The organism is Microcystis viridis FACHB-1342 (assembly GCF_014698335.1).
GTDB classification, from domain to species: domain Bacteria; phylum Cyanobacteriota; class Cyanobacteriia; order Cyanobacteriales; family Microcystaceae; genus Microcystis; species Microcystis ichthyoblabe_A.
The window spans coordinates 1-5,058 of sequence record NZ_JACJSV010000120.1; the positions used below are offsets into that span (position 1 = coordinate 1).

Sequence of the window (5,058 nt, forward strand, 5' to 3'; positions counted from 1 at the left end):
CATTTTGGGTCTGATTTGTTTTTGTTAATGATCAGACAGTACCTGATGAGCCTTTCTTTGTCAACTCTTGAGGTTGATGCGTTTCATTTTTGAATTGGCGATGCTATTGTTAATATTAATATGATTCATATCGCCCCTTGGTCCGCTTGTTTAGCTTTAATGGCAGGAGCGAGTCGCATTCTTAGTTCGGGGGAAATTCTCTATCTTTATGGTCCCTATAAACGACAGGGAAAACATACTTCTCCTAGTAATGAAAGCTTTGATTTTTCTCTCCGTTCTCAAAATTCTGCTTGGGGAGTTAGGAATTTAGAAGATGTGGTGCAAGCAGCGAGCGATCGAGGTTTACAATTGTTAGAAGTAATTCCTATGCCAGCTAATAATCTCTCGGTTTTATTTCAATTGCCTTAACTGATAACTGATAACTGATAACTGATAACTTATTTCCAACCGGCGCGATTCATTACCTGTACTGCTTTGGCTAAATTAGGACCATAATTAGCCACGCTAACGGTATCTTCTTTACCGCGTCCGAGTTTTGCCAGAACAGGGTCTAAAGCAACTCCTCGAACCACGGGATATTCTTGATTACCCTTAGCAAAAAAGTTCTGTGCTTCATTGCTAGAAAGATATTCTAAAAATTTAATGGCCGATTCTCGATTGGGAGCGGTTTTAATTAAACCACCACCACTAATATTAACGTGAGCGCCGCGGCCTGCTTGGTCGGGGAAAATTACGCCTACTTGGTCATAAATTGCCCGTTTAGCGGGGTCTTTTTCTTCGGCATACCCAGCTAAGTAATAGGTGTTAGCTAGGGCTAAATCGGCAATTCCTGCGGCTACAGCTTCGATTTGTGCCTTATCATTGCCCTGGGGTGAACGGGCAAAATTAGCCACTAATCCCCGACACCATTTTTCTGTGGCTGCTTCTCCTTGGATGTCGATTAACCAAGCGGTAAAAGATTGACTATAGATGTTACTAGACGACCGAGTGACGACTTTTCCTTTCCATTTGGGATTGGTTAAATCTGCATAGGAATCGATTTCTCTGGGGTTAACTCTGTCTTTGTTGTACATGATTACCCGCAAGCGTTTACTAAACCCGAACCAGTGACCTTTGGGGTGACGCAAATGAGCGGGAATTCTTTGGGTGAGAATGGGGGAATTGACTGGGGCAAAAATTCCCTGTTGGTCGGCCCGCCATAATCTCCCGGCATCTACTGTCAGGAGTATATCAGCAGGACTATTGCGGCCTTCGCTTTTGATTCGTTCGATTAATGGGTCTGCTTCCCCTTCGACCAGGTTAATTTTTATTCCCGTTTGTCGGGTGAAGTTGTCATACAATCGTCGGTCGGTGTTGTAGTGACGGGAGGAATAGAGGTTTAATTGTTTAGTTTGGGCGGAAACCTCGTTTATTTTCCCTAATTGACCCACTGCTACCGCTAAGGTGGCTGTTCCCGCGCCTAGAAAGACTCTCCGAGTTATTTTATCGTTCATTGCTCGATTCTTGGCAAAGTTGTCTTTTCCTATTGTACAGCTATTGAGAATAATTCTTATCTATATGAGAAATTACTTGTCGGGTTAGGGCGGTAGATGGGGCAAAATCAAGGCAAAATCAGGGTTTTTTGCTTTGATAGGGCTAATAAATCCTCGAATCTATCGCTAGTTAAGTTCAATAAGCCCAAAATGTTACCCTAAGCTCGATCGAGGGTATTGTGGAATGAGAGCAACGAGAGTGAAAGATAATGATCAACAGTGATCACCAACAAGCGATCGAGCTAATGTTAGCATCGGAAGACTATAATCAGTTATTGTTATTTTGTCAGCAAGTGCTGGCGGTTCATCCGGAAGTGACTGATTATTATCCCTATCTGGGATTAGCTTATCTGCTGCTAGAGCAGCAAGCAACAGCGCAAGAAATTTGGTTATTTTGGCTATTACAATCAGAGTCTAGTCAAGATTTAATTATGCTCCTCAAAAAAGAGATAATTAGAAATCTTGATTGCTGGCAGTTTGGCCAAGCTAAATTAATCTATCTTCAGTGGCTAGAATTAGAGGAAATAGAAGGGGATGAAGAGATAGAAAATTATGCCCTGACTGCGATAAACTCCTGTCTTCAAGAGGTGCAAGAGGCAATTAATCGGCGAGAATATACTTTAGCTGAGGACTTTTACTTAAGAATTTTATCTTGGCGTGAACAATTAGCTTACATCTGGCACGATTTAGGATATTTATACTATATAATTAACCGACTAACAGAATCTTTTAACTGTTTGGCACGAGCCATCAACTTAGAGGAAAATCAAGCCTTATATCATTATACCATGGCCATGGTGCTAGAAAAACAATCACGTTCAGATACAGCTTTATCAGCTTATCAAAAAGCGATTGATCTCAAGGCTAATTTTGTCGATGCTTATAATAAACTGGGCAATTTATTTTATCGATTAGGGCAGCTAGAGTCAGCCGAAAAATTCTATCAGCAGGGAATTAATAACCAGGCAGATTTTTATCCTTTTTATATCAATTTAGGCAATGTCTATTTAGTTAAACAAGCTTGGACAGAAGCAAAAAATGCTTATAAAACTGCCCAACAACTGGCAGGAGATAGACGAGAAATTAGTCAAAATCTCTCCCTTTGGGAAATTCTGCAAGCTGACCAAAAAAGAGCAGATCTTTACTCAGGTGATTATTTTTATCAAAGAAAAATCTATCAATTAGCATTAAACTATTATCAAAAATTATTAGCAATTAAAATAGAGGACAGCAATTTTTATTTAAATTGCGCCCATTGCCATCTCATTCTTAAAGAAGAAAAACAAGCTTTAGAAGTGTATAAAAAAGGCATTAACTATCATCCAGAAAATATTGATTTACATTTGCGCCTAATTTGGTTACTACAAAATAATTATCCGATCGAGGTGGCAATTCAAGCAACTAAATCGGCTTTAGAGTATCTTCCCGATCGCCTATCCCTGAAGTTAGAATTAATGCGGTTAATGCCGATAGTTTACACAACTCAAGCAGATATTATGCTATATCGAGCAAACTACGAGAAACGGTTAGATAATATCTTGTCCAATCTTGATTTAACCACTAATAATCAACAACAGGAGGCGTGGAAAAGTATTGGATTAAGAACTAATTTTTATCTTCAATATCAAGCCAAAAATGATTTAGAACTACAAAAAAAATATGGAGAATTGGTTTATAAAATTGCCTCAGCAAACTTTCCTAATTGGGTAAAAAACCGAACCATGCCTACGGGAAAAATTCGCCTTGGCTATATTTCTGCTCACCTGCGTCATCACACAGTAGCGAAACTCTTTCAAGGATGGTTGCAGTGGCGAAATCGAGAACAATTTGAAATTTACTGTTATGGAATAGATATTAATAACACCTGCGATAATTTTACAAGAGAATATCAAGAGCAAAGTGATTATTTTTATCAGTTTGATAATTTAGTTAATATGGAAAAAATTGCTCAAAATATTTTAGATAATCAGTTACATATTCTCGTTTATTTAGATATTGGTATGGATGCTCGTACTACCCAACTAGCAGGATTGCGTTTAGCTCCAGTACAATGTGTAACTTGGGGACATCCAATCACCTCAGGATTACCAACCATTGATTATTTTATCTCCAGTGAATTAATGGAACCCACGCAGGGAGATAATCACTACAGTGAAAAATTAATTCGCTTATCCAATTTAGGTATTGCCTATGCTAAACCCTCGCTTCCTCCCCAGATAAAAACTCGTTTAGAGATGGGATTAGCCGAGGATAAAATCATCTACTTAAACTGTCAGAGTTTATTTAAATATCTGCCAGAAAATGACGATATTTTTCCTAGAATTGCCCAACAAGTTACCAACAGCCAATTTATTTTTATCTGTCATCGTAGCGAATTTGTGACCCATTGCTTTCAGTCGAGATTAAGTCAAGCTTTTAATAGGTATGGACTCAATTGGCAAGATTACGGGGTAATGATGCCACAATTAGAACAAAATGATTATTTTCAGCTTAACTTATTAGCAGACATCTATTTAGATAACTTAAGTTGGTCGGGAGGAAATACCACCCTCGAAGCAATTGCCTGTCAGCTTCCAGTTGTTACCTGTCCGGGGGAATTTATGCGCGGACGACATTCCTATGCTATCTTGAAAAAATTAGGCATAACCGAGACAATTGCTACCGATAAAAATCACTATATTGAAATTGCTATCCGTTTAGGTTTAGATAATCAATGGCGACAAACAATCAAAGATTATACTAAAATGAATATCGATACAGTATTTAACGATCGAACCTCCGTAGAAAGTCTAGAAAGATTTTATCAATCTGTGGTAGGAGAAGGTAAATAAAACTTTAGGGTTACATAGGGTTTGCGGCAAAAAGTTTGTTGGGGTGTGGGGTATGGGGAAGAGAACCACATAAAGTTCATTTTGTCAAGGATTTAAGATACTCTTACCCTGTGTTTAATCCTCTTTCCCAAGAATGATAAGGAGTAGTAAAATAAAAATCTGCTCCTAGTTTCTGACTCAACTCTTGATGTCCACAAAATTCTTTGACCTTGTCACAAGGGTCGGTTTTTCTTTTGTCAGGGGGAATCTCTTGGAAAAGTTTTTCGGTGACAAGGGTTGATGTCCGATGCGGTTTTGTTCTTGGCCAATGCTGCCACGCTCCGGAATCGCGCCACGCTTATTTTTCGCTCCGCTTCGACTCTTTCTTTTTCCTCGTCTGGCCCTATAGGTATTCTTGATGCTCTCGGCTCTTCGGTTTGTGTTATGCAATGGACGGGGGTTATAAGGGATGGAACACTTATATAGAAAGGCATTTAGCGATTTTTGTCAATTATTTTCGATCTAGAGCGAACTAATCAATTAAGTCTTTTACCAGATAAGGATTTAGTCGATTTATGCCCCCCTATCAAACCATACCAAGTAACGAAGAGCCTCGTTGTCCTTCGCTCGAAATAACTAATGATTTCTCCAAACCAGTTTCGGATTGTTTGACAACTCTTGGTAAAAACACTGGAGGATTTTGCCAACCAGTCCGA

2 protein-coding genes and 2 pseudogenes are annotated in these 5,058 nt (G+C 39.0%); 2 read left to right on the top strand and 2 right to left on the bottom strand.

The features are described 5' to 3' along the window. Positions 1-99 precede the first annotated feature (99 nt). Positions 100-408: pseudogene (locus tag H6G40_RS22355) on the top strand (DUF938 domain-containing protein); the annotation flags it as partial. 29 nt (positions 409-437) lie between these two features. On the opposite strand, the gene H6G40_RS22360 reads toward H6G40_RS22355, so the two are convergent. Continuing rightward, complete coding sequence (locus tag H6G40_RS22360; protein ID WP_069475304.1) at positions 438-1,493, bottom strand: Fe(3+) ABC transporter substrate-binding protein; 1,056 nt, start codon at positions 1,491-1,493, stop codon at positions 438-440. 248 nt (positions 1,494-1,741) lie between these two features. On the opposite strand from H6G40_RS22360, the gene H6G40_RS22365 reads away from it, so the two are divergent. After that, complete coding sequence (locus H6G40_RS22365; RefSeq protein WP_069475303.1) at positions 1,742-4,363, top strand: O-linked N-acetylglucosamine transferase, SPINDLY family protein; 2,622 nt, start codon at positions 1,742-1,744, stop codon at positions 4,361-4,363. A 112-nt stretch (positions 4,364-4,475) separates the two neighbouring features. Here the strand turns inward: H6G40_RS22365 and H6G40_RS22370 are convergent. Further along, positions 4,476-4,680, bottom strand: a pseudogene (locus tag H6G40_RS22370) (IS30 family transposase); the annotation flags it as partial. Between the last annotated feature and the right edge of the window lie 378 nt (positions 4,681-5,058).